At 56.8% G+C, this 25,105-nt stretch carries 26 protein-coding genes; 6 read left to right on the forward strand and 20 right to left on the reverse strand.

The genetic code is table 11. The features are described from left to right. Nucleotides 1-7: 7 nt before the first annotated feature. Together fdxH and fdnI are read left to right on the forward strand one after the other, a co-directional pair. Nucleotides 8-892: a formate dehydrogenase subunit beta gene (fdxH, locus tag IM299_RS00830; protein ID WP_045260592.1), complete on the forward strand. Its 885-nt coding sequence runs from the start codon at nt 8-10 to the stop codon at nt 890-892. Continuing rightward, complete coding sequence (gene fdnI / locus IM299_RS00835; protein WP_028013252.1) at nt 885-1,541, forward strand: formate dehydrogenase-N subunit gamma; 657 nt, start codon at nt 885-887, stop codon at nt 1,539-1,541. The genes fdxH and fdnI overlap by 8 nt, the downstream gene beginning before the upstream one ends. A 60-nt stretch (nt 1,542-1,601) precedes the next feature. Here fdnI and IM299_RS00840 read toward each other — a convergent pair whose 3' ends face one another. The 3 genes from IM299_RS00840 to ppk2 all read right to left on the reverse strand — a co-directional run bounded on the left by IM299_RS00840 (nt 1,602) and on the right by ppk2 (nt 3,031). Beyond that, nucleotides 1,602-1,925: a CcdB family protein gene (locus IM299_RS00840; protein WP_041909843.1), complete on the reverse strand. Its 324-nt coding sequence runs from the start codon at nt 1,923-1,925 to the stop codon at nt 1,602-1,604. After that, nucleotides 1,925-2,113 carry a type II toxin-antitoxin system CcdA family antitoxin gene (locus tag IM299_RS00845; RefSeq protein ID WP_165586899.1) on the reverse strand — a complete coding sequence of 63 codons (189 nt, stop codon included), beginning with the start codon at nt 2,111-2,113 and terminating at the stop codon, nt 1,925-1,927. Before IM299_RS00845 ends, IM299_RS00840 begins: the two co-directional genes overlap by 1 nt. 99 nt (nt 2,114-2,212) lie before the next feature. Next, on the reverse strand, nt 2,213-3,031 hold the full coding sequence (gene ppk2 / locus IM299_RS00850; protein WP_023327546.1) for a polyphosphate kinase 2: 819 nt from the start codon (nt 3,029-3,031) through the stop codon (nt 2,213-2,215). Between the two features lie 166 nt (nt 3,032-3,197). On the opposite strand from ppk2, the gene araJ reads away from it, so the two are divergent. After that, the gene (gene araJ / locus IM299_RS00855) at nt 3,198-4,373 is read left to right on the forward strand and encodes an MFS transporter AraJ (RefSeq protein ID WP_045630463.1); all 1,176 of its coding nucleotides are present in this window, start codon (nt 3,198-3,200) and stop codon (nt 4,371-4,373) included. A 6-nt stretch (nt 4,374-4,379) separates the two neighbouring features. Here the strand turns inward: araJ and IM299_RS00860 are convergent, their stop codons facing one another. The 7 genes from IM299_RS00860 to IM299_RS00890 form a co-directional block, all read right to left on the reverse strand. Continuing rightward, nucleotides 4,380-5,471 (reverse strand): alkylhydroperoxidase domain protein, encoded by a 1,092-nt coding sequence (locus tag IM299_RS00860; protein WP_193356848.1) that lies wholly within the window; start codon nt 5,469-5,471, stop codon nt 4,380-4,382. A gap of 10 nt (nt 5,472-5,481) precedes the next feature. Beyond that, nucleotides 5,482-6,471 (reverse strand): putative FMN-dependent luciferase-like monooxygenase, encoded by a 990-nt coding sequence (locus IM299_RS00865; RefSeq protein ID WP_163332288.1) that lies wholly within the window; start codon nt 6,469-6,471, stop codon nt 5,482-5,484. Next, nucleotides 6,468-8,075, reverse strand: a complete 1,608-nt coding sequence (locus IM299_RS00870) for an ABC transporter ATP-binding protein (protein WP_193356849.1) — start codon at nt 8,073-8,075, stop codon at nt 6,468-6,470. Before IM299_RS00870 ends, IM299_RS00865 begins: the two co-directional genes overlap by 4 nt. Next, a complete protein-coding gene (locus tag IM299_RS00875; protein ID WP_193356850.1) occupies nt 8,072-8,923 on the reverse strand; it encodes an ABC transporter permease in 852 nt (283 codons plus the stop codon). The genes IM299_RS00870 and IM299_RS00875 overlap by 4 nt, the downstream gene beginning before the upstream one ends. After that, nucleotides 8,920-9,864, reverse strand: coding sequence for an ABC transporter permease (locus IM299_RS00880; protein ID WP_193356851.1), 945 nt, complete (start codon nt 9,862-9,864; stop codon nt 8,920-8,922). Before IM299_RS00880 ends, IM299_RS00875 begins: the two co-directional genes overlap by 4 nt. A gap of 10 nt (nt 9,865-9,874) precedes the next feature. Next, nucleotides 9,875-11,494 carry a TIGR04028 family ABC transporter substrate-binding protein gene (locus tag IM299_RS00885; RefSeq protein WP_193356852.1) on the reverse strand — a complete coding sequence of 540 codons (1,620 nt, stop codon included), beginning with the start codon at nt 11,492-11,494 and terminating at the stop codon, nt 9,875-9,877. Nucleotides 11,495-11,634: 140 nt separating this feature from the next. Beyond that, nucleotides 11,635-12,837, reverse strand: coding sequence for an NAD(P)/FAD-dependent oxidoreductase (locus tag IM299_RS00890; RefSeq protein ID WP_193356853.1), 1,203 nt, complete (start codon nt 12,835-12,837; stop codon nt 11,635-11,637). Nucleotides 12,838-12,967: 130 nt separating this feature from the next. On the opposite strand from IM299_RS00890, the gene IM299_RS00895 reads away from it, so the two are divergent. Continuing rightward, nucleotides 12,968-13,474: an Rrf2 family transcriptional regulator gene (locus tag IM299_RS00895; RefSeq protein WP_028013240.1), complete on the forward strand. Its 507-nt coding sequence runs from the start codon at nt 12,968-12,970 to the stop codon at nt 13,472-13,474. Nucleotides 13,475-13,517: 43 nt separating this feature from the next. Here IM299_RS00895 and adhP read toward each other — a convergent pair whose 3' ends face one another. The 8 genes from adhP to IM299_RS00935 all read right to left on the reverse strand — a co-directional run bounded on the left by adhP (nt 13,518) and on the right by IM299_RS00935 (nt 21,580). Next, nucleotides 13,518-14,528 carry an alcohol dehydrogenase AdhP gene (gene adhP, locus IM299_RS00900; RefSeq protein ID WP_041909867.1) on the reverse strand — a complete coding sequence of 337 codons (1,011 nt, stop codon included), beginning with the start codon at nt 14,526-14,528 and terminating at the stop codon, nt 13,518-13,520. Between the two features lie 196 nt (nt 14,529-14,724). Further along, nucleotides 14,725-16,437, reverse strand: a complete 1,713-nt coding sequence (locus IM299_RS00905) for an ABC-F family ATP-binding cassette domain-containing protein (protein ID WP_048958282.1) — start codon at nt 16,435-16,437, stop codon at nt 14,725-14,727. Between the two features lie 523 nt (nt 16,438-16,960). Further along, nucleotides 16,961-17,443, reverse strand: coding sequence for a DUF2778 domain-containing protein (locus IM299_RS00910; protein ID WP_071993720.1), 483 nt, complete (start codon nt 17,441-17,443; stop codon nt 16,961-16,963). Beyond that, nucleotides 17,440-17,925, reverse strand: a complete 486-nt coding sequence (locus IM299_RS00915) for an Hcp family type VI secretion system effector (RefSeq protein ID WP_041909869.1) — start codon at nt 17,923-17,925, stop codon at nt 17,440-17,442. Before IM299_RS00915 ends, IM299_RS00910 begins: the two co-directional genes overlap by 4 nt. A gap of 248 nt (nt 17,926-18,173) precedes the next feature. Continuing rightward, nucleotides 18,174-19,871: an NAD-dependent malic enzyme gene (locus IM299_RS00920; protein ID WP_028013235.1), complete on the reverse strand. Its 1,698-nt coding sequence runs from the start codon at nt 19,869-19,871 to the stop codon at nt 18,174-18,176. A 176-nt stretch (nt 19,872-20,047) separates the two neighbouring features. Continuing rightward, entirely contained in the window at nt 20,048-20,185 is a 138-nt protein-coding gene (sra, locus tag IM299_RS00925) for a stationary-phase-induced ribosome-associated protein (RefSeq protein WP_008501714.1), read from the reverse strand. A 95-nt stretch (nt 20,186-20,280) separates the two neighbouring features. Next, the gene (bdm, locus tag IM299_RS00930) at nt 20,281-20,496 is read right to left on the reverse strand and encodes a biofilm-dependent modulation protein (protein ID WP_023335793.1); all 216 of its coding nucleotides are present in this window, start codon (nt 20,494-20,496) and stop codon (nt 20,281-20,283) included. 232 nt (nt 20,497-20,728) lie between these two features. Then, nucleotides 20,729-21,580 (reverse strand): Vmh family MBL fold metallo-hydrolase, encoded by an 852-nt coding sequence (locus tag IM299_RS00935; RefSeq protein WP_048958280.1) that lies wholly within the window; start codon nt 21,578-21,580, stop codon nt 20,729-20,731. A 110-nt stretch (nt 21,581-21,690) separates the two neighbouring features. On the opposite strand from IM299_RS00935, the gene IM299_RS00940 reads away from it, so the two are divergent. Then, nucleotides 21,691-22,566, forward strand: a complete 876-nt coding sequence (locus IM299_RS00940) for a LysR family transcriptional regulator (protein ID WP_047365094.1) — start codon at nt 21,691-21,693, stop codon at nt 22,564-22,566. A gap of 7 nt (nt 22,567-22,573) precedes the next feature. Here the strand turns inward: IM299_RS00940 and IM299_RS00945 are convergent, their stop codons facing one another. After that, entirely contained in the window at nt 22,574-23,533 is a 960-nt protein-coding gene (locus IM299_RS00945; protein ID WP_193356854.1) for a hypothetical protein, read from the reverse strand. Between the two features lie 115 nt (nt 23,534-23,648). On the opposite strand from IM299_RS00945, the gene IM299_RS00950 reads away from it, so the two are divergent. Next, a complete protein-coding gene (locus IM299_RS00950; RefSeq protein WP_028013230.1) occupies nt 23,649-24,077 on the forward strand; it encodes an OsmC family protein in 429 nt (142 codons plus the stop codon). Between the two features lie 23 nt (nt 24,078-24,100). Here IM299_RS00950 and IM299_RS00955 read toward each other — a convergent pair whose 3' ends face one another. Beyond that, nucleotides 24,101-25,006 (reverse strand): LysR family transcriptional regulator, encoded by a 906-nt coding sequence (locus IM299_RS00955; RefSeq protein ID WP_193356855.1) that lies wholly within the window; start codon nt 25,004-25,006, stop codon nt 24,101-24,103. Between the last annotated feature and the right edge of the window lie 99 nt (nt 25,007-25,105).

The raw sequence follows: 25,105 nt of genomic DNA on the forward strand, positions 1-25,105 counted from the left end.
CGATTAAATGGCGATGGAAACACAAGACATTATTAAACGCTCCGCGACTAACCCGATTACCCCCGCGCCTCGCGCGCGGGACTACAAGGCAGAGGTCGCCAAGCTTATCGACGTCTCCTCCTGCGTGGGCTGTAAGGCCTGCCAGGTGGCCTGTTCGGAGTGGAACGATATCCGCGACGAGGTGGGGCACTGCGTCGGGGTTTACGATAACCCGGCGGATCTGAGCGCCAAATCCTGGACGGTGATGCGTTTTAGCGAAACCGACCAGAACGGCAGGCTGGAGTGGCTGATCCGCAAGGACGGCTGTATGCACTGTGAAGATCCGGGCTGCCTGAAGGCGTGTCCGTCTGCCGGTGCGATAATTCAGTACGCCAACGGGATCGTCGACTTCCAGCAGGATAACTGCATCGGCTGCGGCTACTGCATCGCGGGCTGTCCGTTTAATATCCCGCGCCTCAATAAAGAGGATAACCGGGTATACAAATGCACCCTGTGCGTGGACCGCGTCAGCGTCGGGCAGGAGCCTGCCTGCGTGAAGACCTGTCCGACCGGGGCGATCCACTTCGGCACCAAAAAAGAGATGCTCGACGTGGCGCAAGAGCGCGTGGACAAGCTGAAAGCGCGCGGCTACGACAAGGCAGGCATTTACAACCCGCAGGGCGTAGGCGGCACGCACGTGATGTATGTGCTGCATCATAACGACCAGCCGGAGCTGTATCACAACCTGCCGAAAGATCCGGCGATCGATACCTCCATCAACCTGTGGAAAGGGGCGCTTAAACCGCTCTCAGCGGCGGGCTTTATCGCGACCTTTGCGGGGCTGATTTATCACTACATCGGTATCGGGCCGAATAAAGAGGTGGATGACGACGAGGAGGAGCATCATGAGTAAGTCGAAAATGATAGTGCGCACCAAATTTGTCGATCGCGCCTGTCACTGGACGGTGGTCATTTGCTTCTTCCTGGTGGCGGTATCCGGCATTTCGTTCTTTTTCCCGACGCTACAGTGGCTTACGGAAACCTTCGGGACGCCGCAGATGGGGCGCATTCTGCATCCGTTCTTCGGCGTGCTGATTTTCGTGGTGCTGATGTTTATGTTCGTGCGCTTTGTCCATCACAATATTCCGGACAAGCAGGACATCCCGTGGGTGAAAGGGATTGTCGAAGTCCTGAAGGGTAACGAGCATAAAGTCGCGAAGGTGGGGAAATACAATGCCGGACAGAAGATGATGTTCTGGACCATCATGAGCATGATTTTTGTGCTGCTGGTGACCGGGGTGATGATCTGGCGTCCGTATTTTGCACAGTACTTCCCGATCCAGGTGGTGCGTTACGCGCTGCTAATTCACGCGACGTCTGCCATCATCCTGATTCATGCCATCCTGATCCATATGTATATGGCGTTCTGGGTTAAAGGGTCGATCAAAGGGATGATTGAAGGGAAGGTGAGCCGCCGCTGGGCGCAGAAACATCACCCGCGCTGGTATCGTGATGTGGAACGGCTGGAGGCGAAACAGGAAAGTACGGAAGGGATGAAGTAAGACCTGCGCCGTCGGCTCTGCCCGGCGGCGCTGCGCTTGCGCGGGCCTACCTGCAGGCCTTCATGTGTTAGTCAATAAACGATCAAATGCCGCTATAACGTCATGACGAGCGTTGCGTAAATTACAAACATAGTCTTTAGGATTGATTTTGTTGTTGTTAAGGTTGGTTATCATCGGTGAATAAATCAGAAACGTTTCAAAGTCGATATTTATGCCCGGAGCCAAATGGCTCTGCCATAACGGTAACTTATTATTTCTTGCGAGCGGTACAATTACGCGTGTGGCAAGATCATCATAACAATCATCCTGAATGAGCATATAGTAGGGAAGCTTGTCCCGGGTAGCCGCAGATGTATTGCGATAAACATTAAATTGTCTCAGCATTAAAGCACCCTGAAAAAGTCATCATCAGTAATGGTTCCATGTTTCTCTACAAACTCATTCATTGCCCGTATAAATGCGCGATCCTCTTCTGATGGCTGCTGCCTTGCCGATCGATGTTCTGCATGACGCAAGGGCTTACGCGATATGATGTTCTGGCCCGGATCTGTTTCTGTGGTATGTTTCATCATTATCTCCTTTGTTGGTGCGGTCATTATCAACCGCCGCCAACAAAAAACAATACTGTATCCCCTGGTCATCTCTATTCTGCGAGCCGCCTTCCAGTTATATCAGAATCGCTCTTCCACATACCGGAACGGGTATTTCGTGGGTTTGACTTTGCCGATTTTGCGTTTCGGTAAATCCACCTTGTCGACGTGAATTTCTTTATACGGGATCTGCGAAAGCAGATGCGAAATAATATTCAGACGCACGCGTTTTTTATCTTCAGAACGCGCGACAAACCACGGTGCCCAGGCGGTGTCAGTGGCTTCAAACATGGCGTCGCGCGCGCGGGTGTACTCGTCCCAGAGGTTAAAGGATTTAATATCCATCGGCGACAGCTTCCAGATCTTACGGCCATCGTTAATACGGTCGCGCAGGCGTCGCTCCTGCTCTTTCGGCGTCACCTCCAGCCAGTACTTCAGCAGGATAATCCCGGCATCGACCATCGCTTTTTCCATAACCGGCGCGCCGTCTAAAAATTTCTCCGCCTGTTCCTCCGTGCAGAACCCCATCACCCGTTCCACGCCCGCGCGGTTATACCAGCTGCGATCGAAGATCACGATTTCACCCGCCGAAGGCAGATGCGGCACATAGCGCTGGAAGTAAAGCTGGCTTTTTTCTTTTTCCGTCGGGGCAGGGAGCGCAACCACGCGAAACACGCGCGGGCTGACGCGCTCGGTGATCGCTTTAATGGTACCGCCTTTGCCGGCGCCATCGCGTCCTTCAAAAACAATACACACTTTTAACCCTTTGGCGACGACCCACTGCTGGAGCTTAACCAGTTCAACGTGCAGGCGGCGGAGCTCTTTTTCATACTCTTTGGTCTTAAGCGGTGCATTCGATACAACATCAACAGCGACAGGGGTTTTCTTTTTGCTTCCCATGATTGTCATCCTCAGGTTGTCCGGCGCGGGAAAAAGCGAGGCCGCACTATGAAGTGTAATCCACCTGAATTAATGGATTAACCTGTCAGCCAGCTGATTTGAACTGGCTCACCATACAAGATTATTCAATAATGCCCGTTGCGAATGATTAACCGGTGGTTGAGGCATGAAAAAGACAATATTTTCGTTGGCGCTTGGCACATTTGGCCTGGGCATGGCTGAATTTGGCATCATGGGCGTGTTAACCGAGCTGGCGCATGACACCGGTATTTCGATTCCCTCCGCCGGGAATATGATCTCGTTTTATGCCTTCGGCGTGGTGATTGGCGCGCCGATTGTGGCGCTGTTCTCCGGCAAGTTCTCGTTAAAAACGACGCTGCTGTTTCTGGTTGCCATGTGCGCAGTCGGAAATGCCCTGTTTACGTTTTCTACGTCGTATTTCTGGCTGGCGCTGGGGCGTTTGATCTCCGGTTTTCCGCACGGGGCCATTTTTGGCGTCGGGGCGATTATCCTCTCTAAAATTGCGCCACCCGGGAAGGTGACGGTCGCGGTGGCCGGGATGATCGCCGGGATGACCGTGGCCAACCTGGTGGGCGTCCCGCTCGGCACCTGGCTGGGGCACCAGTTCAGCTGGCGTTATACCTTTTTCCTGATAGCCCTGTTCGATGCGCTGGTGATCCTCTCGGTGCTGCTCTGGGTGCCGGACATCCATGACAAATCAGAAATCAAATTGTCCGAGCAGTTTCAGTTCCTGAAGAAGCCGGAGCCCTGGCTGATTTTTGCCGCCACCATGTTTGGCAATGCTGGCGTGTTCGCGTGGTTCAGCTTCGTTAAGCCGTTTATGGTCAACGTTTCTGGCTTTTCCGAAGGAATGATGACGGCCATTATGATGCTGATGGGCCTTGGCATGGTGTTGGGCAATCTGCTGAGCGGCAAAATCTCGGGGCGCTTTAGCCCGCTGCGCATTGCGGCCATCACCGATATGGTGATTGTCGCCTCGCTGCTGCTGCTTTTCGCCCTGGGCGAACTGAAAACGGCCTCGCTGGTGATGGGCTTTATCTGCTGTGCCGGGCTGTTTGCGCTCTCTGCACCGCTGCAAATTTTGCTTCTGCAAAATGCGAAGGGCGGTGAGATGCTGGGGGCAGCCGGAGGGCAGATGGCGTTTAATCTCGGCAGCGCGATCGGGGCGTACTTTGGTGGGATGATGATTACCCTCGGCTTTAGCTGGCGCTACGTCACGCTGCCTGCGGCGCTCCTCTCGTTCTCGGCCATGAGCGCGCTGTTGATCTACGGTTACCTGCGGGCCAGACAGGCTCAGGCTAACGCTCGCGCGCTAGCCTGATTGCATTCAGGCAAGCCAGGGCTCACCCAGGGTCAGCATCAGGCGGTTGGCCCAGGCGAAGAACGCAGCGGACTGCACCAGGTCCAGCTGGGCTAAGGTGTCCAGCCCCTCTTTTTCCAGAGCGGCGAGGTGCAGCGGCGTGGCGGCAGGCGGGGTAACCGACAGCGCCGCCGCAAAATTAATTTCCGCCTGCCAGCGCGCAGATTGCCCCTCGCTCAGGGAGCGTCCCGGACGTACGGCCAGCAGCGCCTCTACCGCAGCATCATCCTTTGACAGCTGGCTGGCTTTACGCGCATGGACAGAGGCGCAGTAGATGCAGCCGTTGATTTTACTGGCTACCGTTGCGGCCAGCTCGCGCTCGGCGCGCGGTAATCCCCCCGGTGTATAAAAAATTCCTTTATCAGTTAGCGTGCGCTGTTCAAGCACCGGCAGGTTGCGCCCCAGCAGGCGGAAGTAGTCGGAATCGGTATGGCCAAATTTCGCCAGAACGGCAACCTCGTCATCATGGAAGTCCGCCAGCGGTTTGGCGTCGATCCACGGCTCCCAGCCCAGCTCCTGCTGGGTGAACGCGACGGGAGCCGTCTTCCCGGAGACCGTGGTTGCGGTTGTATGCCAGATGCCTGCTGCCACCGGCGCATCGCTTGCCACCACCGGCTTGTCATTTAGCAGCCGCAGCCCGGCGACGAGTCGGCTCTGAAAGCTGACAAACGCAACAAGCTGCGCCAGGGTAACAATGCCTTCCTTGCTCCAGCCCGCCCGGGTCAGCGCCGTCAACGCGGACGGCGTGGCTTCGACGGGAGAGAACGTCAGCAGGCGCGCGAAGTGCAGCGCAGGGGTCAGGCGTTCGGATGTTGGGTCGGCCAGGCCAAACCCCGCATAGTGCGCGGCCAGCGCCTCCGCGTTGTGCCACCTGGCGACTTTTGCCGCGACGGCGAAGCGCTCGTCCAGCGCAAAATCGCTATCCTGCTGGGTAAATAAGATTTCATAGCTGCCCTGGGCGTGGCGCGTGGCGGCGTCCCGCGTGGTGCACGCCTCTGCCAGAGGGGAACCGGGTTTAATTTCCGCCAGCTCGGCGAGAATGTCCTGACTTAATGACATAGGTGTCTCCTCAAAGGATGTGGGGGGTAATATGTTCGGCGATCAGTTCGATGGAACGCAGCGTGTCGCGATGGGTGGGCTCGACCGAATGAACCTGGAACGAGATATCCGTGGCGCGCCGGAGAACGGAATCAGCCTGCAGCGAATGCAGCACCGTATCTGGCGAACCGATATGGGCGTCGAACTGGCGACGAAAATCGGTGACAGTGTCACCTTTAACCGCGTGTCCGGCAGCGCGATGCTGCTGGGCCTGCCTGGTAAGACCCGGCGTGGCGACCTTCAGCGCGTAGTCATCGCTGTCGGCGACGAACGCCGTGCGGGAGGCCAGAATACGCGGCGCAATGCCCGCAGGCAGTGCCTCAAGGTAGGCATCCACAATCGGGTTCTGGATCGCGTCGAGCGTTAAATCCAACTGGTCTGCCGGGCGCGGCTGCGTGCGGGAGAGCATCAAACCGTGTCCGGCCCGCGCGGCGCGAACGGCACCGTCGACGGAAAAGGTGGCAATCCAGATCCGTTCAGCCAGCTGTGGCGCTGGCGGGTAAAGGTGATTATCCGGATGGGTGAGCGAATCCCCGCGCCAGGCGCTCTGGATCACATGCAAATGGTCAGCAAAGGCCGCGCCGCGCTGTTCAAACGTCAGTCCGAACGGCAGGAAAGAGGTCGGCGTGCCGCCCGAACCAAAACCGACTTCGAGACGCCCATCGGCGAGTAGATCCAGCACGGCGGCATCTTCCGCCACGCGCAGCGGGTTTTCCATCGGCAGGGTAATGATGGCCGTGCCCAGGCGGATGGTTTCGGTATGCGCCGCAACGTGGGCCAGAAACAGCAGCGGCGACGGCAGGCCGCCTTCACTTTCGTGGAAGTGGTGCTGCGCGATCCAGGCGCTGTCAAAACCGTGGCGTTCGGCGTGGCGGATCTGTTCGGTTGCCAGACGATAGCGCTCCTTCGGCGTGGCGTCGTCAAGCAGGCGGGTGAAAAATCCCAGGCGTTTTCGCGTCATGCGAACTCCTCCGTAGCGGGTGAAAAATGGGGAATGGCGGCAATCAGCTCGCGGGTATAGTCGTTCTGTGGCGACGTGAATAAGGTCTCGACGTCACCGTGTTCGACCACCTGACCGCTGCGCAGCACCGTGACGCTGTGGGCGATCCGGCGAACGATAGAGAGATCGTGCGTGATGAACAGGTAGGTTAATCCCAGCTGCTGCTGTAACTGCTGAAGCAGTGCCAGAATCTGCGCTTGTACGGTGACGTCCAGCGCGGAGGTGGCCTCGTCCAGCACCAGAATAGTCGGCTCCAGAATCAGCGCCCGGGCGATGGCTACGCGCTGGCGCTGCCCGCCTGAAAGTTCCCGGGCGGTGCGGGTCAGGAGTTCGACGGGCAGGGCAACCCGCTGCGCCACGGTCTCCACCCGGAGCTTGCGCTCCGCCTTGCTGAGGCGAGCAAAGTTCTTCAGCGGCTCTTCGACGATCTCGAACAGCGTCTGACACGGGTCGAGAGAGGCGAACGGGTTCTGGTAGACAAACTGGATCTTCTGGCGCAGCTGGCGGCGGGCCTCGCGGCTGAGGTCGGTGGCATCAATATCATCAATAATGACCTGTCCGCTGTCCGCCTGTTCAAAACCCAGCAAAATACGGGCGAGGGTGGTTTTCCCGGAGCCGGATTCACCGACCAGCGCATGCGTGCTGCCGCGCCTGACGTCAAACGTCACCCGATCCAGCGCCTGAAGGTGATGACCTTTGCCCAGCGAGAACCGTTTGCTGATGGCGCGGGCGCGAATAGCCGGTGACGCCAGCGGAAGGCCCGCTACCGGGGCGATGGTCAGGCGCTGGCCCTGGAGATCGCTCAGTAGCTGACGGGTATAGGCGTGCTGCGGCGTGCGGACAATGTCGGCGGTGTCGCCGTGCTCCTGAACCTCACCGTTGCGAAACACCAGCAGCCTCTCCGCGCGCTGGGCAGCCAGCGCCAGATCGTGGGTGACAAACAGAACCGCAGTACCCGATTCCCGACGCAGGATATCCAGCAGATCGAGAATGCGTTTTTGCACCGTCACGTCCAGCGCGCTGGTGGGCTCATCGGCAACGATCACGTCCGGGCGCAGGGCGATGGCGATGGCAATCAACACGCGCTGTTTCATCCCGCCGGAGAGCTGATGCGGATACTGCTTCATGCGCTGCTCGGGATGGCTCAGGCCGACCTTTGTCAGCAGGGCGAGCACCTGCTCGTCGCGCTGGAGTGCCGTTACCTTTTGGTGCTGCTGAATAATTTCCCCGACCTGTACGCCGATCGTCTTTACCGGGTTGAGTGAATTACCCGGATCCTGCGGAACCAGGCTGATTCGCGCGCCGCGAAGGGTATCGAGACGCTTCGCTGACCACCGGCTAATCTCCTCGCCGTTGAGCACGATTTTCCCGGCATCGCGTCGGGCGTTATCCGCCAGCAGACCGATGATCGCCTGTGCCGTGGTGGTTTTACCTGAGCCGGATTCGCCGACAAAGGCCAGCATTTCCCCCCGACGGAGGGTGAAGCTGACGTTATGCACCACCTCGCGCCACTGGCGCGCGGTACGGTAGCTGATGGTCAGGTTTTCTACCGAGAGTACGGTCATTTCAGGCCTCCGCTGAACTGCTGGCTGATACGGTTGGTGGCAAGCACGACGGCGATGACGACCACGCCGGGGAAGGTAGTTAACCACCAGGCGGTAGAGAGATAGTTACGGCCTTCGGCAATCAATAAGCCCCATTCAGGAACGGGCGGCGGGGTGCCGTAGCCGAGAAAGCTCAGCGTGGAGAGGGCCAGAATGGCCTGACCAAACTGCAGCGTGGCAAAGGCGAGAACGGCGGTTAAGGCGTTGGGCAGGATGTGTCGCCACAGGACCGCCACGAACGTCCCACCGCTGCCAAACGCCGCCTCGACATAATCCGTATGGCGGATGCGCACCACTTCACCCCGCGCGAGGCGGGCGAAGCTGGCGATGGAGGCCACGCCGACGGCAATCGCGGCGTTAACGGTGCCAAACCCGAGCAGAATAATGACCGTCAGCGAGAGCAGCAGAGACGGAATGGACAGCAGCACGTCGACAAAACGCATCAGGAAAGACTCGACGCGTCCCGCGAACGCGCCGGCGATCACCCCCAGACCGGTGCCCACCACCAGCCCCATCGTGACGGCAGCGAGCGCTGCGCTCAGGGAGTGGGACGCACCATAAACAATGCGGGTGTAAACATCGCGGCCAAGCTGATCGGTGCCGAGCCAGTGGCCCGCCTGCGGTGCCAGACGTTGCGCTCCGGCGATGCCCTCAATCGGGCTGTAGTGGGTTAACAGGCCGGGGGCTACGGCAGCAAAAATCGCGAGAATAATCACCGCCCACGCCAGCCACAGTCCCGGCTGCCACGCGACGCCCTGCCAGCCGGGAACGCGTTTTCGCGCGGCGGCAGCGTAATCGACCAGGCTCATGATGCACCTCCGGTAACGGTTTGCAGACGTGGATCCAGCAGCGGCATCAGCAGGTCCACCAGCAGATTGATCAGGACAAAGCCGAGAGCGGAAATCATCACCACCGCCTGAAGCACGGCGATGTCCTGGTTGTTCACCGCCTGCTGGGTCAGCTGCCCGAGCCCGCTGCGGCCAAATACGGTTTCGGTGATCAGCCCTCCGGCAATCAGTTCGCCCAGCAGCAGCCCGGCAATATTGAGTACCGGCAGCAGCGCGTTGCCGGTGACGTGGCGCCACAGGACGGCGGTTTCACTCAGCCCTTTGGCGCGGGCGACGGCGACAAACGGCTGCGTCGCCACCTGGTCCAGGCTGCGCATCAGAATTTGCGCCAGCGGGGCGGAGATCGGGATCGCGACGGTCACGATCGGCAGGATCAGCCCCTGCAGCGGCGTCGGATTAATCACCGGGATCAGCCGCAACTGAAAAGAAAAAAGCTGAATGAGGGCAATCCCCAGCCAGAACGTGGGTAAGGAGATAAACAGAACCGGCAGAGACTGGAGGGTATTACTCAGCCAGCGCAGACCCGGCAGACGCGACGCAAAGGCCAGCGCAAACGCCAACAGGACCGCGAGTAAAAAGGCGGGCAGGGCGAGGCTCAGGGTATCCGGCAGATTGCTGGCAATCAGCTCGCTGACCGGCACCCCTGCCTGTAATGAATAGCCGAAATCTCCGCGCAGCATCGCCAGCAGCGTGTGGCCGTATTGCTGCCACAGCGGGCTGTCCGCGCCGTAGGCCACGCGCATCTCCTCGATTTGCGCCGGGCTTAGGCCCAGGTCCGGGTTCTGAAATTTAATCAGCACCGCGTCGCCAGGCAGTACCTGGAGCAACACGAACGAGAGGGTAAAGGCGGCCCACAGCACCAGCAGCCCGTGACCAAGACGTTGAAGAAGTGCGTGGCGCATCGTCAGCTCCTCAGTGTTTCTCAATCCAAGCGCCGTAGAACGACGGGCGGCCGACCGCTTCAAAATTGACGCCTTTTAGCCACGGCGCACCGGCAAAGACCTGTGGCTCCTCGAAAATCGGAATAACGTAAGCGTTATCCAGCAGGTAGCGCTGCGCGTCTCCCGTAAGCTGCAGGCGTTTTTGCGGATCGACCTCTGAGGAGATATTTACCAGCAGCGCATTCAGCTTGTCGTCGCGGAAGCTTTTGACCTTGTCGCTGGAGCCGCCTTTTTGCAGCAGCGCGTCGCGGTTAGCGGGGTAGAACATGCTTTTCACCACGTCAGGATCGGCGCGACCAACTTCGGAGACGGTTAACGGGGTCTTCAGCGGATCAAGGTTATCCAGCGTGCGGCTGCCTGCGTCACCGGCTTTCACGCTCAGCACTACGCCCACCTGACGCCACTGCTGAGCAACCAGCTGCAGCACCTCTTTGTTTTGCGGCTGCGGCAGAGATTCATATACCGTCAGCGCCAGCCGCTGGCCGTCTTTGGCGCGGATCCCGTCGCTGCCCGCTTTCCAGCCCGCCTCGTCCAGCAACTGGTTAGCTTTTGCCGGGTCAAAGGTCAATTTGTCGCTGAGATCGACAAAGCCTGCGGCGGAATCGGCAATCACCGACTTCGCCTGCGGATAGTTGGCCGAGAAGAGGGTCTCGACCACCTGCTTTGCATTCGTGGCATGCAGCAGCGCCTGGCGGACGCGAATATCGGAGACCAGCGGGTTATCCGGGCGGAAGCTGATACTGTCGTTCACCCCGCGCGTTGGGGCAGCGTAGATTTTATAGCCCTGATCGGTCGCCTGCTTTTCGTCATACGCCTGCACCTGACGAATAAAGTCGGCCTGGCCTGCCAGCAGGGCACCGACGCGCACGCTGTCCTCCTGGGTCACGATAAACTTGATGCCGTCCAGATTGGCTGGACCCTGTTGCGCCAGATTTTTGGGTCCCCACTGGTAGTCTTTGCGGGCTTCGAGCGTCACTTCGCGGCCGAGCTTCTCGTCCTTCACCACAAACGGGCCGGAGCCAATGATATGCCGGGCATCCCCCAGCTCTTCAAAGTTGCGCTTCAGCGTGCTGAGCGAGACCAGACCCGACCCAATCGTGGCGGTGCCCTGCAGGAACCCCGGCGACGGTTTTTTGAAGTAAAACTTCACGGTCAGCGGGTCGACCACTTCGCTGCGATCGTAGTTATTGATCACTTCTGACACCGGCAGGCGCTGCGCCTTATTGCCCAAACCGTAGGTATCAAAGTTTTTTGCTACGGCGTTGGCGTCCAGCGGCGTGCCGTCGGAGAAGGTAATACCGGGACGCAGTTTAAAGGTGTATTCAGTTTTATCGGCGTTGGTGGTCCAGCTTTCGGCCACCCACGGTTCGACCTGCAGCGTCTTTGGATTTTGCCACGTCAGTTTGTCGGTGATCTGGTTCAGAATGCCGCCGTTCGGGTAGAAGCCGCCGGCAGGCGGATAGAGGTTGGTGTGCGCCTGTTGTTCCAGATAAATCAGCGTGCCGCCTTTGACCGGCGCATCGGCGGACCAGGCTGCGGTTGTCGTCAGAATCAGCGCCGTCAGCAGCGGCAGACGAAATGGGGTTTGCATGGTGAATTCCTTTGTTATCTTCTTGTTAGCGTCGGATTCATCATCGGGCGCGGGGGAAAACAAGGGAACAAAGGAATTAAGATAAGGATTGCCGGAATCTGAAAATAAAAACGCCCCGTTAGCGGGGCGATGGCGGGGGCCTAAACGAATTTCGCCAGCGGGTCGGCGGCGGCAAAGGCGACCGTTTTGTCTGCTAATGGCGGATAGATCAGCTCATTAGTGATGGCGATTTTGATCTTCTTCGCCTCGTCGTGGACGGATTTGACGGCCTGATCCCAGCCCTCGGTATAAACCGCGCCCCACGCGCCTAAATCCAGACAGGTAACATAATTTACCTGACGATAAGGGTAAGGAGTAACGTTCAGCAGGCTGGCGGCAGCGTTATGACCGGCAAATTTGCCTAGCTGGATCGCGTGCTGGCAGGTCATCAGCGCCGTGTTGCCCGCATCGTCTGTTTTGGCGTGAGCCATATCGCCGGTGGCATAGACGTCAGGATGTGCGGGGACCTGCAACGTCTCTGTCACAACCAGGCGGCCCTGGCTATCGCGTTCACCGTCTATCTGCAGGCTGAGAGGATTTGCCTCGACGCCTGCGGTCCAGACGACGGTCGCAGCAGCAATACGTTCACCGTTTTTCAGCGTTACGCCGTGAGCATCAATGGCTTCAATTTCACTCTTCAGCCGCCATTCGACGCCGAGCGCCTCACTCGCCTCTGCAATTGTTTTACGCAATGCGTCGCTATAACGGCCGCCAATGACTGGCCCCCTTTCAACTACGACTATTTTAATCTCCGTATTGTCACCAAAACGGGCACGCAGTCGGGCAGGTAGCTCCGTTGCCAGCTCAATGCCGGTAAAGCCGCCTCCGCAGACTACCACGGTGTTGCGCTCGGGCGTGGAGGGACGTAACGCCAGTGAATCAAGGTGACGCTCAAATACCTGTGCGGATTCCAGCTGGTCGATGTCAAAGGCGTAGTCAGCCAGGCCGGCAATCGGTGGGCGTTTGGTCTGGCTGCCCGTAGCGAGGATCAGCCTATCGTAGGAAGCCGTAGCATGCGCGCCATTGGACATCCGGTATAAAACGGTTTTTGCCGTGGTATCAATTTGTTCCGCGTGTCCGGCGATGAATGTGATATCAAGCTCGGCAAACAGGTCAGTCAACGGGGCGACCAGCGTTGACACCTTTTCCTCATAGAAGCGTGGCCGTACGCGCAGTTCGGGTAAGGGGGCCAGTACCGCAATCTCCAGACTGTTATTACCCTGCTGCTCAGAGAGACGTGCCGCGCTCACGGCTGCCCACATACCCGCAAAACCACTGCCTACGATTAAAATCTGCTTTTTCATATTCGATCCTTTCTCCCGCCAGGCTTCGTGCCTGACATAACTGCCACTATACTTGTCGGAGTTAACTCCGACAACTTCTTTCTGAGTTAAAAATCGTTATAATGCTCCGAACACTAATTCGGAGTTAACCATGGCGTTTTACAGTTCCGGTGTGGAATACGGCATTCACAGCCTGATGTGTATGGTGGATGCGAAGGGCAACGAGCGTGAGATGAGCGTCCGGGAGATGGCTGCCTTGCAGGGCGTGCCGTATGACTACCTCGGCAAAATCTTCACACGCCTGTCACGTGCCGGGCTGGTCATCAGTACGGAAGGCAAGGGCGGGGGCTTTAAGCTGGCGCGTCCGGCGGAGCTGATCAGCGTGCTGGATGTGGCGCATGCCATTGACGGCGAGAAAAACATGTTCGAATGTCGTGAAGTGCGCCAGCGGCTGGCCGTGTTTGATGAAGCACCGCCTGCCTGGGTCTGCGACGGCCCGTGCGGAGTACGTTCAGTCATGGATAGCGCGCAGCAGCGGATGGAAGAGGAGCTCGCGCGTCATACTATTCTCGACCTGGCGCGTAAAATGTACCGAAAAGCGCCGGACACCTTCCAGATTGAGGTTCAGGAGTGGATTTCAGTTCGTCGTTCGTCGTAGCAATGAGCCGGGTAAGGCGTAGCCACTACCCGGCAAAAGGTGTTTACGAGCGTAAGTCGATCACCATACGGCCACGGATCTGGCCCTGTTCCATCTCTTTAAAGATGGCGTTGATGTCCTCGATAGGACGCATCGTCACTTTCGGCACTACTTTGCCCTCGGCCGCAAACTGGAAGGCCTCCTGCAGATCCTGACGGGTGCCAACCAGCGAACCTACCACCTGAATACCGTCCAGCACCAGGCGCGGAATGTCCAGGCTCATCGCTTCAGGCGGCAAGCCAACGGCGACCACGCGGCCACCGGCACGCACGGCATCCACCGCCGAGTTGAAGGCCGCTTTTGCGACGGCGGTGACGACTGCGGCATGCGCGCCGCCGGTTTTTTCCTGCACAATCTTAGCGGCATCTTCGCTGCGTGAGTTGATGGTTAAATCCGCACCCATGCTCGCGGCCAGCTTCAGCTGTTCATCGTTAACGTCCAGAGCGATGACTTTGGCATTAAACACGTTTTTGGCGTACTGCAGCGCGAGGTTGCCCAGCCCGCCCAGACCGTAAATCGCGATCCACTGGCCCGGTTTTATGCCGGAGATTTTCACCGCTTTGTAGGTGGTGACACCGGCGCAGGTGATGCTGCTGGCCGCCGCCGAATCCAGACCATCCGGCACTTTTACCGCGTAATCCGCGGTGACGATGCACTCTTCCGCCATGCCGCCGTCAACGGAGTAACCGGCGTTTTTCACGTCACGGCACAGGGTTTCGTTACCGGTATTACAGTATTCGCAATGACCGCATCCTTCAAAGAACCAGGCCACGCTTGCGCGGTCGCCGACTTTCAGCGACGTCACGCCAGGGCCGACTTCTTTCACGATACCAATACCTTCATGGCCCAGGATTACCCCGGTCTTATCGCCAAAATCACCGTTCTTCACGTGGAGGTCGGTATGGCATACACCACAGCACTCCATTTTCAGCAGGGCTTCCCCATGCTTAAGCGGGCGTAAGGTTTTTTCAGTAACATTGACCTGATGATCCTGAGTAACAACAGCAGCCTTCATGTGTATCTCCTTGTTCATGATAAGAATCTGCATAGCAGGTGTAGTACCCCTTAAGGATTAATACATTAGCCTGGTAATGCAAGGCTGCGGCAACATAATGTCATCATTTGATTCGATTTCAGATTAAGAATACGGCGATCCTCTAATAATTAAGGGGGAAAATGCTGGCCCGGCGAGGTGCTCGCCGGGCGCAGATTTACAGCTGGGCTTCAATCTCCTCAATTTCTCTACGCCATTGCGCCTGCAGCTGCGGCTTCTGATGTTTCGGCTTACGCGCCAGATCGTCTTCCAGCAGCGTTTCCAGCGCGATCAGCCGCTCCAGCAGATCGTCGTACGGCGAGGGTTGAATCTCGCCAGCGGTGACGACGGGCGCGGCGGATGTCCCCAGCCCCGCGCTTTCACGCAGCCGCTCAAACACGGCTTCAGCATCGTGCCACTCGCTCAGCCAGCCGTCCTCAATCAGCCAGAAGCGGTTACAGCTTTGGCTAATTAACTGGCGATCGTGGCTGACCAGCAGCACGCCGCCTTCGAACTGTTGCAGCGTTTCCGCCAGTGCCTCTTTGCCTTCCATGTCGAGATGGTTGGTGGGCTCATCCAGCATCAGCAGGCTATATCGTGCAAGCGTCAGCCCGACGAACAGCAGGCGAGAGCGCTCGCCGCCGCTGAGCGTGCTGACTTTTTGCCCGTGTCTCGCCCACGGGAACCCGGCGCTGATGAGCGCCATCTTCCTGTTTTGCGGGTCGGGAGCGAAAGGTTCCAGCGCGTCGAGCAGCGTGGCGTCATCAGGCAGCTGATGCAGCGTCTGGTCGTAGTAGCCCGGCGAGACGCGCGGATGGATTTTCAGCCCGCTGTCCGTCGGTTCATCCACAAAATGTCGCCAGATAAGCTTCATCAGCGACGATTTACCGCAGCCGTTACGACCGACAATTGCCACGCGATCGCCGCTTTTCAGCCGCGCCGTTTCGATGTTAAACAGCGGCGGTAGCCCGGGCGCAGGCGGGACGCTGAGGTTTTCCATCTCCAGCAGACGGTCCGCCCGCAGCGCGTCGCCGCGCAGGGTTAGCGTCCATGGACTGCCCGCCGTGAGCGCGGTCTGGCTTTCTTTGAGTCGTTCGACCTGTTTTTCCATCTGCTTGGCTTTGCGGGCCAGGTCTTCGTTGTCATAAACCTTACCCCAGGTCGCCAGACGTTTGGCGCTGGCGGTCACGCGGTCGATCTCCTTTTGCTCCGCCTTGTGGCGCTGCGCATCGCTTTCGTCTTTTGCTGCAAGCGCTTTACGGGCGGCCGTACAGGGAAGGGCAAAGTAGTGCAGCGTCTTATCACGCAGGATCCAGCTGCCGTTTGTGACGGCATCCAGCAGTTGTCTGTCGTGCGAAACCAGCACGAAGCTGCCTGACCAGTTCTGTAAAAAGTGTTCCAGCCAGAGCATGGTCGGCAGATCCAGGTGGTTGCTGGGTTCATCCAGCAGGAGCAGATCCGGCTCGTGAATCAACGCCCGCGCCAGCAGCAGGCGGGTGTGCTGTCCGCCGCTCAGGGTGGCGGATTGCAGCGTCATATCCTGCGGCGTGAAGCCCATGCTCGCCAGCAGCGTTTCGGCTTTCCAGCGCAGGCTGTCGTGCTCAGCTAAAGGCAGTTGCGCGAGTACGGCATCCAGCATGGTCAGCGGGAAAATGGCGTCCGGGAGATGTTGCTCCACGCGCGCCATCAGGCAGTGCCCGGCCAGCGCTACCGTTCCGGCGGCTGGGATATTTGTTCCGTCCAGCACCTTTAAAAGCGTACTTTTGCCGCAGCCGTTGTCGCCCAGCAGGCCGATGCGGTCGCCTTTTTTCAGCGTAAAGGAGAGAGAGTCGAAGAGCGTGCCAAACGCCGTATCAACGCGTAAAGATTGTGCAGTGAGTAAAGTGCTCATTGTTGCTTACCCAAGAGTTACAGGCATGTTTATGCCTCGTCAAACATCGCTGACGATAACTCAGTAAGCCCGAGAGAAGGGATTTCAGGGGTTGGTGTCTTCGCTCAAGCAGAAGTTATCGCAGCACGATACCGATAACGCTTGAGCTGGTGCGATCACCAAATGTATGTGAAACATTGAAAATTTCACGATACAGCATAATTGGCCTCCTTATATGTTATGAGTTTGTAGGTGACTATCACTATACAACGTTTTCCTGCATATACCAAACAGAGGGGCAGCAGTGCTGCCCAGAATTATTTTTTTCGTATAAGAACATACAGGGCTAGTGTGAGAACTGACGCACTGAATGCGGAAACACCTAAAAAAAGGTACAGAACGAAATCCATGATCAATTCGTCGCCATATATTTTAAAATGCTCCGCAATAGAGTACTGCGCTTCCGGTGGAATAACTTTATATAGTGTGAGTAACGAAAGAAACACTGCCGTACACCATAGCAGTGCCAGTAGTATCACCTTCATTAATAAACCTGCACAACGCCATGAGCAATCATATAGTTTCCCAGTTGCAGCCCTCCCGTTCGTAGCAAGGCTGATGCCAGAACCTTAAAATCGCTCTGACTGTAAAGCGTGATACATCCCTTACTTAATCCAGATGGTCCGATAGGGTGCAATCTGAATTCTCCTCGCCTTATACCGTTCACAAAAGTCTCATCATTTATCAATCCGTCATCGCGATATAAAGCAAACCACTCGCTCCGATTGGAACCCGTGAAAAATGCATTTACACTGTCCTTTGTTTGAGTATACCAACCACCTAATCCACGTAATAGTATGTAATATCGGCCCGGAGGGAGAGGGCCTATGTCGGGTAGAGACGCGCTTTCGGGACGATTTGTTGCATTGCCATTCCCCGAAAATGCTGGGAAAAAGCCCACTCCGGGCACAGACAGTGTTGCGTACTTACCGCCGTTGAGGTGGAAATAGCATTGCAGGAGATTCATGAACGGTCATTCCATGAGTCTGCAAAGATGATATTACCGTCGCAATGTTGCCACGTGATTTTCTCATAACGCAGGGAAACATTTTCTAGATGATTATGTTTTTCCATTGCCGAGTTTTTTACGTCATGCATCAAGGGGCATATTGAGACAACTTTTACGTTCTCCAGGTACATGTTGAAGTATTCGACTTCCTGACCCGCGTCGTCGATCTTGTACCACTTAAACTCGGCACTTTTCAGCGTTTGGCCTTTTGCCACGGCCTTGTATAAGTAAGGGCTAGAACTGTCAAACTCCTTTTCAAATACCAGCGCACTATGAACGCGCGTACCCGTTATTTTTCCTGTCATGTTATCTGTTGGCAGATACAGTCCATGACCGAACCCTAATATCTCGATACTTCCCTCGCGATCTTGTACATCAACAGCGCCTTTGATATCTGCGCCGCCGTCATCTTTAAGCCAAAGGTAAGCCGGAATTGCCATTTCAAAACTCCTTTTTCAATTAATGAATTTAGTGATACGGAACGTTACTAAACCTTTAAAAGAAACTGTTTAATAGGCAAAAAATGTTATGCAAAATATTTATATTTCAATGAGATATGAATTGTTGTCGGAATATTGATTTTTTAAATAATGGTCAGGGGAATACTGTAGAAGCGGCAAAGAAAATAAAGGGAGGAGGGTGTTCACGTTCCCTCTCCCTTTTGAGGAGAGGGAAGGGTCGGAGCCAATTAAATCGAGGTACGGCGATAGCTGCGGTATTCAGGCATCCAGAAGTTATCATCAATAGCCTGCTGCAGCGCGTCGGCAGAGGTTTTCACCGCCACGCCCTGCTGCTGCGCCATTTTACCCACCGCAAACGCGATAGCGCGCGACACCTTGTGAATGTCCTTCAGTTCCGGCAGCACCAGCCCTTCGCCGTTGTTGACCAGCGGCGAATAGCCCGCAAGGGTTTCGCTCGCTGACATCAGCATCTCATCGGTAATGCGGGACGCGCCGGAGGCGATCACGCCCAGACCAATGCCCGGGAAGATATAGGAGTTGTTGCACTGGGCGATCGGATAGGTTTTATCCTTCCATACCACCGGATCGAACGGGCTGCCGGTGGCAACCAGCGCGTTACCTTCGGTCCAGGCGATGATGTCCTGCGGCGTCGCTTCCACGCGGGAGGTCGGGTTAGAAAGCGGCATCACGATAGGGCGCTCGCAGTGCTTGTGCATCTCGCGAATAATCTCTTCGGTGAAGAGACCGGTTTGCCCGGAAACGCCGATCAGAATATCCGGCTTCACGTTGCGCACCACGTCCAGCAGGGAGAGCACTTCGTTGTCTGTGTCCCAGTTCTTCAGGTTCTCGCGCTTCTGCACCAGCTTGGTCTGGAACGGCAGCAGGTTCGGCATGCCGTCGGTCAGCAGGCCGAAACGGTCCACCATAAAGACGCGGGAGCGGGCCAGCTCTTCGCTTAAGCCTTCGCGCTGCGTCTGGGCAATAATCTGCTCGGCGATGCCGCAGCCCGCAGAGCCTGCGCCCAGGAAGACGATTTTCTGGTAGCTCAGCTGGCTGCCGGCCGCGCGGCTGGCGGCGATAAGCGTGCCCACGGTCACCGCTGCGGTGCCCTGGATGTCGTCGTTAAAGGAGCAGATCTCATCGCGATAGCGGTTCAGCAGCGGCATCGCGTTTTTCTGCGCAAAGTCTTCAAACTGCAGCAGAACGTCCGGCCAGCGGTGCTTCACGGCCTGAATGAAATCGTCGACAAACTGATAGTACTCGTCGTCGGTAATACGCGGATGACGCCAGCCCATGTACAGCGGATCGTTCAACAGTTGCTGGTTGTTGGTGCCGACATCCAGCACCACCGGCAGGGTGTACGCCGGGCTGATGCCGCCGCAGGCGGTGTAGAGAGAGAGTTTACCGATTGGGATCCCCATCCCGCCAATGCCCTGGTCGCCGAGGCCGAGAATACGTTCCCCGTCCGTCACCACAATCACTTTAATATTGTGGTTCGGCACGTTCTGCAGAATGTCGTCCATGTTGTGACGGTTCTGATAAGAGATAAAGACGCCGCGTGAGCGACGGTAGATCTCAGAGAAGCGTTCGCACGCCGCACCCACCGTTGGGGTGTAGATCACCGGCATCATCTCTTCGAGATGGTTTTGCACCAGGCGATAGAAGAGGGTTTCGTTGGTGTCCTGGATGTTGCGCAGGTAGATGTGTTTGTCGATCTCGGTTTTGAAGCCCTGATACTGGATCCACGCGCGCTCTGCCTGCTCTTCAATGGTTTCAACCACTTCCGGCAGCAGGCCAAGCAGGTTAAAGCTGCTGCGCTCTTCCATGCTGAAGGCGCTGCCTTTGTTGAGCAGGGGGAATTCGAGTAAAACCGGGCCGGCATAAGGGATATATAAGGAACGATGTTTTTTCAGTTTGTTGTCCATGTCACTCACTCTTTTTTTGAAGATCCGTCCCTGACACTGCTGTTTGTCATCTTTCTGGCCTGTGCTACGGGGTGCGGTCAGGCGGTATTATAAAGGAGCTAAATATTAATTACCGCAACACATAAACAAAAACACCATCGGTTTTGCCGATGGTGTTCTGGATCTCAGTCTGGAACTTACTTGCCCGCGTGGCGTTTTCTGCCGGTGGCGTGAGTGACTTGCGTTTCGTGGTCGCCTTCAATCACCACTTTGCGCTGATTTGAAAGCTTGTAGTTCAGTCCCAGAATGTGGCGTGCCTGACGGTTCGATTTCATGTTAACTCCTCAATCCTGTTGATAGTTTTAAGGACCAGTTTGCTTTCGCAAACGAAATGTAACCCCTTAGGTTGCAGATCCAGCTTAGCAGGTTTTTACAAAGGTGCGTTTTGCCCGCTGACGACGTAGTTAATGGTCTGCTGGTAGATGTCACTGAGGATGTCATTATCCGTGGATTCCACCCACTTGGTCAGTTCCATTAAAATGTCATCTTCAGTCACAGCACCGTGCTCGGCGTGAAGACCCTGCGCAATCGCGTTAACGAGTTCAGGTTGTGCTGCTGTGGTATTAGCCGGGTAATAAGTAAACATGCTGCCTCCGTGTCGTTGTCTGTTTAATGGTACGGCTCGCAAAAAATTTAATTCATAAACAGAATGGCAAATATTTCCCCGGTTGTGTCTCAGATTCATCTTAGAAATAAAAATGACATAAGTGCATGCTTTTATGCGCTTTTAAAACGGAGGGATATATTGGCGTGAGGCAGTGCGGATATTATGGCGGTGCTCCTGCTATCGCGGGAATATAGCAGGAGCCGTTTTTAAATTACCACTTCATTTCGCCAGTATTCACTTTGGCGCTTAATTCCAGAGAGCTCTCTTCTGCCAGACCCGGATACTGTTTTTTCAGTGCACCGATGACGCCCGCAGAGTTTTTATGTGCCGACAACGCCTGTTCAAAATGCTGCAGATAGCCACGGGTAAAATCAATAGCCCCGGTTCCGGACGGTGGCGTGCCCAGGTAGTGGCCTGGGATCACGCGTTCCGGCTTGTGCGCGGCCATGTTGTCCAGGGTCTGCTGCCACTGCTGACGGCGAGCCGGCGTCTGGGTATCAGCCGTCCAGACGTGAATCCCCCAGGAGACCCCGGTGCCGCCGAGGATGGTTTTCACGGACGGGATCCACACGTAGGCCGCATAGCTGTCCGGCTGCTCGATATCGACCTTTTCCCCGTCAATCATAAAGGTGGTGGAGGCAAGCACCTGCGGCACCACCAGTTCCGTTGGCGCGCCGTCTTTCATCTGCGGGCCCCAGAAGGCGAGCTTGGCGTCTTTGGTGGCCTTAATATGGTCAACCACCTGCTGCGTGGCCACCACTTTGGCGTTCGGGAAGGCCTTCACCAGCGGCTGCAGGCCAAAATAGAAATCCGGATCGCCGGAGGTGATCACAATCTTATTCAGCGTTTTACCGCTGCGGCGAATTTTCTCTACCAGCGCTTCGCCATCCTTCACGCTGAACTGCGCGTCAAACAGCACCGCCTCTTTCGGGCCGGAAACGAGCGTGGAGGAGACCGCGAAAATGCCTTTATCCTGCGGGTTATAGGTATCAATCGTCAACGGCGCGGCAAAAACGGCCGGAGCGAAAAGGGTGGAAAGCAGGGCAATATGGGGGAGTTTCATGCTGTTGTCTCTGTTGTTCAGGAATGTCTCTATTGTACGGATATTCTCATTTGCCAGAATTCCTGAAACAAGACATGCTTAGTTTCATAAATCGAGCAGATGGAGCTTATATGGATCGCGTTATTGCCGCTCAGGTCTATAACCGGATATGCGAGCTGGGAAGCCTGAGCGCGGCCGCCCGCGCGCTGGGCATTTCCCGGCCGATGGTGAGCCGTTACCTTGAACAAATGGAGAAGTGGGCGGGGACGCGGCTGGTAAACCGCTCCACGCGCAAGCTGACGCTGACGGCGGCAGGGGAAAAGGTGCTGCAAAAAACGCGGACGCTCTCGCAGATCTCGCAGGAAATCGAAGGTCAGTCGGAAAAAGATCTGCCGTCCGGCACGCTACGGGTAGCCTGCGCGCACTTTACCGCCATGCACCTGATTGCGCCGGTCCTGCCCGGCCTGCTCTCGCGCTACCCGCAGCTGCGCATTGAGCTGGACGTGAACAACCATCCGGTCAGCCTGGTGGGAGAGCGCATTGACGTCGCGGTGCGCATTACCGATAACCCGGAGCCCGGCATGATCGCCCGCCGGCTGGGGGAGTGTCGATCGGTGCTCTGCGCCTCGCCGGCGTATCTGGCACAGCACGGCACGCCCGTCAGCCCCGAAGAACTGGCGCAGCATAACTGCCTGCACTACAGCTTTTTCGCCGGGCAGTCCTGGCACTTCCTGACCCCGGAAGGCGAAAGCCTGAGCGTGGCCGTCAGCGGCAACCTGAGCGCCAGTATCTCTTCACTGCTCATGAACGCGGCGATCGAGCACTGCGGCATCGCCATGCTGCCGGAGCGCGAAGCGCGCGCCGCGCTTGAGCAGGGATTACTGGTGCCGGTACTGGCGTCGCTGGAGCCGAAACCGCTTGCCATCCACGGCATTTATCAGTCACGGGAATACCAGCCTGCCGCGCTGCGCGTGTTTCTTGACGAACTGTCCCGCCACCTTGCCTGAGGGGCGATTATTTTGCCTTTAGCCAGGGAGAGGCCGTGCTCCAGAAAATAATATTGGCCCCGAGATAATTTTCGCCGAAGCGGACAAACTCGGCTTTGGTGAACGGTTTTCCGGTCTGAGGATCCTTATAGGTCAGAGTCGGCTCCTGAACCGCCATGGCGATGAGCGGCAGCGCCTGTTTATTTTTATGGAAGAAGGGATAGGCATTCTTCATGTGCGCCTTGCGGTTGGGCACAATGTCCGGCCCGCCCAGGCCGATATTGTTGGCGCTGGCATACGCAAAAACACGTCCCATATAGTTGTGGTCGTTATCCCACTCGCACGGCCAGAAGTTCACGTACTGCACCACATGTGATTTCTGAAAAACCTTGCGCGCAAAGGCCAGATTTTCCATCTCACCCGCGAAATAGCTATCGCAGGTGAAGCCCGCTGGCGGATTTTTCTCGTCAATATCAATCGCGGTTTCAGGCAGGTTTACGCCATACACCTCGCCATCAAAGCGTTTTGCGAGCGCTGCCAGCAGTGCCTGGTAGCGCTGGCGCACCGTGGGGTCCCACTGACGCGCTACCCATCCCGCGCCGACAGGCTTGCCCTCGCCGGGGTTATCAAACTGCGGCGCAATCCCGCCGCTGTATTGCTTATCGTGCATCAGATAGTCCGGGACGTAGCGGGCGTCCGGCTCAAAGAAACGATCCTGGATCTGAATAAAGAGTTTTTTCCGGGCGGCCTTAAGACGCGCCAGATCCTGCTCAATCCGCGAGAAGTCATAGCTGTCCTTCTCGGGTTCAAGCTGGCGCCAGTTGTACACGATCTGCACGCCGCCGATGTCGCCACGCGCAACCAGCGGGAGCGCCGCGTCGAGGTCGCCTGAGCTGGTATAGATAAAGTTTTCCGGCGTTTTGGCCAGTGAAGAAAGAGAGAGAGCCAGCGTGGCTACCGCGACGGCCATCCTGATTTTTAGCGTCATATCATTATCCTTGTTGTCGGTACAGCAGGTGAAAGACACGGAATCGTCTGTGTTCCAGGGCGTGTCAGATGTGTAGTCTATACTTAACCCTTTGTAAGCCAAAAGGAGAGCAAGAATGACGATTCATAAGCACGGTTCGGCACACTGGTCTGGCGACATTAAGCGCGGGAAAGGAACGGTTTCCACCGAGAGCGGCGTTCTCAACCAACAGCCTTACGGCTTTAACACCCGCTTTGAGGGTGAAAAGGGGACTAACCCGGAAGAACTGATCGGCGCGGCACATGCGGCTTGTTTTTCCATGGCGCTGTCGCTGATGCTGGGTGAAGCGGGCTATACCGCTGATTCGATTGATACGACCGCGGACGTCTCTCTGGATAAAACCGACGGCGGCTTTGCCATCACTAAGGTTGCGCTGCAAAGTAAGGTCACCGTTCCGGGCATTGCGCCACAGCAGTTTGACGGCATTATTCAGAAAGCCAAAGCGGGCTGTCCGGTGTCGCAGTTGCTCAAGGCCGAAATTACCCTGGACTATAAGCTTAACTAAATCACAGCCGGGTTTGTGCCCGGCTATCCCTTCAGCGCGGCGGGGAACACCTCCGCCAGCCAGGCGATAAACACCTTCAGTCTGTGCGTCAAATGCCGGTTCTGCGGGTAGACCACGTGAAACGGGTACGCGGCAGGCTGCCAGTCACCCAGAATCGCCACCAGCGCTCCCGCCTGCAAATAGGTCTTTGCTGAATACTCAAAGGTTTGAACGATCCCCAGACCCGCCGCGGCTGCCGCCAGATGAGCGTTACTTTCATTGACGCCGAGATAGTGCGGAAGAGTGATTTCCAGCGCCTCGCCGTTTTGCCGGAAGCGAAACGGAAACGACCGCCCGGTGACGGGAGAGAGATAACTAACAAGCTTGTGGCCGTTGCGCAGCTCCTGCGGATAGGCCGGAACGCCGTGGTTTTTAAGGTAACCCGGCGTCGCGCAGGTGACCATCTGAGCGTCACCGAGATGACGTGCGATAAGTGTTGAATCGTTCAGCGGGCCGCCGCGGATCACGCAGTCTACGTTACCGCTGATAAGATCGACCGGACGATCGGCCACGCCAAGATCGATACGGATATCCGGGTAGCGCTGCATAAAATCCGGCAGCAGGGGGATGAGCACGTCCCGTGCGGTGGAACCGCCCACGTCAACCCGCAAATGTCCCTTGGGCGTCGCGCGGGAAACGCGAAACGAGGTGTCGATATCTTCGATATCAATCAGCACCCGGCGCGCTTTTTCATAGTATTCCAGCCCTTCAGGCGTCGTGACCACCCGACGAGTCGTCCGGTGAAGGAGACGTATCGCCAGGTGCGCCTCAAGGGATTTAACCAGTTTGCTCAGCGTGGCGATCGGCATATTCAGCGAGTCCGCCGCGCGGGTAAAGCTGCCGGATTCCACCACCCGCGTGAAGGCGCGCATCGCCATAAGCTGATCCATGATGACCTCTGATTATTTCCATGGGTGAATAGTCATTTTCATTTTTGCCCATTTTTCATAAATGTCGCAAGGGATAAAGTCTGTCCAACGCAAACACAA

The organism is Enterobacter cloacae complex sp. P47BA, assembly GCF_014930485.1.
GTDB classification, from domain to species: Bacteria; Pseudomonadota; Gammaproteobacteria; order Enterobacterales; family Enterobacteriaceae; genus Enterobacter; species Enterobacter bugandensis.

Excerpts from the sequence above, each read along its gene's own strand:
- fdxH (WP_045260592.1), top strand. The coding sequence starts at position 8 with ATGGCGATGGAAACACAAGACATTATTAAACGCTCCGCGACTAACCCG.
- fdnI (WP_028013252.1), top strand. The coding sequence starts at position 885 with ATGAGTAAGTCGAAAATGATAGTGCGCACCAAATTTGTCGATCGCGCC.
- IM299_RS00840 (WP_041909843.1), bottom strand. The coding sequence starts at position 1,925 with ATGCTGAGACAATTTAATGTTTATCGCAATACATCTGCGGCTACCCGG.
- IM299_RS00845 (WP_165586899.1), bottom strand. The coding sequence starts at position 2,113 with ATGATGAAACATACCACAGAAACAGATCCGGGCCAGAACATCATATCG.
- ppk2 (WP_023327546.1), bottom strand. The coding sequence starts at position 3,031 with ATGGGAAGCAAAAAGAAAACCCCTGTCGCTGTTGATGTTGTATCGAAT.
- araJ (WP_045630463.1), top strand. The coding sequence starts at position 3,198 with ATGAAAAAGACAATATTTTCGTTGGCGCTTGGCACATTTGGCCTGGGC.
- IM299_RS00860 (WP_193356848.1), bottom strand. The coding sequence starts at position 5,471 with ATGTCATTAAGTCAGGACATTCTCGCCGAGCTGGCGGAAATTAAACCC.
- IM299_RS00865 (WP_163332288.1), bottom strand. The coding sequence starts at position 6,471 with ATGACGCGAAAACGCCTGGGATTTTTCACCCGCCTGCTTGACGACGCC.
- IM299_RS00870 (WP_193356849.1), bottom strand. The coding sequence starts at position 8,075 with ATGACCGTACTCTCGGTAGAAAACCTGACCATCAGCTACCGTACCGCG.
- IM299_RS00875 (WP_193356850.1), bottom strand. The coding sequence starts at position 8,923 with ATGAGCCTGGTCGATTACGCTGCCGCCGCGCGAAAACGCGTTCCCGGC.
- IM299_RS00880 (WP_193356851.1), bottom strand. The coding sequence starts at position 9,864 with ATGCGCCACGCACTTCTTCAACGTCTTGGTCACGGGCTGCTGGTGCTG.
- IM299_RS00885 (WP_193356852.1), bottom strand. The coding sequence starts at position 11,494 with ATGCAAACCCCATTTCGTCTGCCGCTGCTGACGGCGCTGATTCTGACG.
- IM299_RS00890 (WP_193356853.1), bottom strand. The coding sequence starts at position 12,837 with ATGAAAAAGCAGATTTTAATCGTAGGCAGTGGTTTTGCGGGTATGTGG.
- IM299_RS00895 (WP_028013240.1), top strand. The coding sequence starts at position 12,968 with ATGGCGTTTTACAGTTCCGGTGTGGAATACGGCATTCACAGCCTGATG.
- adhP (WP_041909867.1), bottom strand. The coding sequence starts at position 14,528 with ATGAAGGCTGCTGTTGTTACTCAGGATCATCAGGTCAATGTTACTGAA.
- IM299_RS00905 (WP_048958282.1), bottom strand. The coding sequence starts at position 16,437 with ATGAGCACTTTACTCACTGCACAATCTTTACGCGTTGATACGGCGTTT.
- IM299_RS00910 (WP_071993720.1), bottom strand. The coding sequence starts at position 17,443 with ATGAATCTCCTGCAATGCTATTTCCACCTCAACGGCGGTAAGTACGCA.
- IM299_RS00915 (WP_041909869.1), bottom strand. The coding sequence starts at position 17,925 with ATGGCAATTCCGGCTTACCTTTGGCTTAAAGATGACGGCGGCGCAGAT.
- IM299_RS00920 (WP_028013235.1), bottom strand. The coding sequence starts at position 19,871 with ATGGACAACAAACTGAAAAAACATCGTTCCTTATATATCCCTTATGCC.
- sra (WP_008501714.1), bottom strand. The coding sequence starts at position 20,185 with ATGAAATCGAACCGTCAGGCACGCCACATTCTGGGACTGAACTACAAG.
- bdm (WP_023335793.1), bottom strand. The coding sequence starts at position 20,496 with ATGTTTACTTATTACCCGGCTAATACCACAGCAGCACAACCTGAACTC.
- IM299_RS00935 (WP_048958280.1), bottom strand. The coding sequence starts at position 21,580 with ATGAAACTCCCCCATATTGCCCTGCTTTCCACCCTTTTCGCTCCGGCC.
- IM299_RS00940 (WP_047365094.1), top strand. The coding sequence starts at position 21,691 with ATGGATCGCGTTATTGCCGCTCAGGTCTATAACCGGATATGCGAGCTG.
- IM299_RS00945 (WP_193356854.1), bottom strand. The coding sequence starts at position 23,533 with ATGACGCTAAAAATCAGGATGGCCGTCGCGGTAGCCACGCTGGCTCTC.
- IM299_RS00950 (WP_028013230.1), top strand. The coding sequence starts at position 23,649 with ATGACGATTCATAAGCACGGTTCGGCACACTGGTCTGGCGACATTAAG.
- IM299_RS00955 (WP_193356855.1), bottom strand. The coding sequence starts at position 25,006 with ATGGATCAGCTTATGGCGATGCGCGCCTTCACGCGGGTGGTGGAATCC.